Below are 1,053 nucleotides of genomic sequence, written 5' to 3'. Positions count from 1 at the left end.
GTTGAGCCCATGAATATAAGTCAGCTCGACCTGTTGTTCTTCCACCAACAACTGTTTCAATCCATTCAACAACATACCTGACGGCTCAACAAGCGTTGCTTGTTTTAGGCTATCTAATCGCTGAACTAACTCATAATAGTTTCTACCTAACGCAGCGCCAACCTCAAGCAAAGCATGAGGCGGTTTTCCATTCTTCGATACCGCTTGAGTAATAAAATCCGCCACTTGCGAACAATGGGATGATTTAGCAAAAGAAAGTGGAACAAGTTTCGACTCACTGGTGATCGCATCAATCTGCTTATCTTCCACAAATTTATCGAACCATTGTGCCTCAAAATAACCCGCCAAACCTCGACTGTTTAGGTAAAAATCTTCCATGCTGATTCCATGTGTATTTTCAAAGGTTCTATTGTATCGAGCAGAGAAATTTAAGCGGGTTCTAGCTACACATTCTTGCGAGCAAAAAAATGAAAATACGATGAATGCAAAAAAGCCCTTTCGTCTATCAGACCAAAGGGCTTGTCTTTATCACTCAATTCAAGCGTAGATTATTGTGGCAGAACCACTTTGCCATCTTGGATTGGGAAAGTTTTCGTCGCAGGTTTGCTTGCCATACGAACTGTGGTTGGTGCACCAGCCACTTCATACGTTACGTCGTAACCTACCACCTTCTCAGAAGTCGTGTATTCGGTGTGACACTGCTTCTTCGTGGTCGTAATTACATCGCCCTTCTGCACATTTTCTTGAATCTTACGACCCGTCAATGCGCCTGCGATCGTGCCTGCTGCGGTTGCGATGACTTTACCAGAGCCACCACCAATTTGGTTGCCTAGTGCTGCACCAGCTGCCGCGCCGCCTACCGTACCGATGATTTTGTTGTCATCTGTTGGCTCAACTTGCTGAGTCACTACCACGTCTTTACATACTTGGTGAGGATTTTTCACAGTTTCAGTGACCGCTTCCACCAAAGTAATGTTTGCTTGAGTTGGAGCTGGTGGCGTTTTGTCTTTACAGCCAGCTAGTACAGCAACAACTGCCGTTGCAATTGCGATA

General features: G+C 45.0%; 1 protein-coding gene and 1 pseudogene. Both read right to left on the bottom strand.

Annotated elements, in window-relative coordinates:
• Nucleotides 1–378: pseudogene (locus R7O12_RS26790) on the bottom strand (SAM-dependent methyltransferase); the annotation flags it as partial.
• Between the two features lie 170 nt (nt 379–548).
• The gene (locus R7O12_RS26785) at nt 549–1,052 is read right to left on the bottom strand and encodes a glycine zipper 2TM domain-containing protein (RefSeq protein ID WP_041953361.1); all 504 of its coding nucleotides are present in this window, start codon (nt 1,050–1,052) and stop codon (nt 549–551) included.
• Nucleotide 1,053: the final 1 nt, after the last annotated feature.

The sequence above is a fragment of the Vibrio sp. Vb1574 genome (assembly GCF_033338675.1).
Note: the sequence above shows the minus strand (reverse complement) of the source record. Positions and strands in the feature narration are given on the sequence as shown.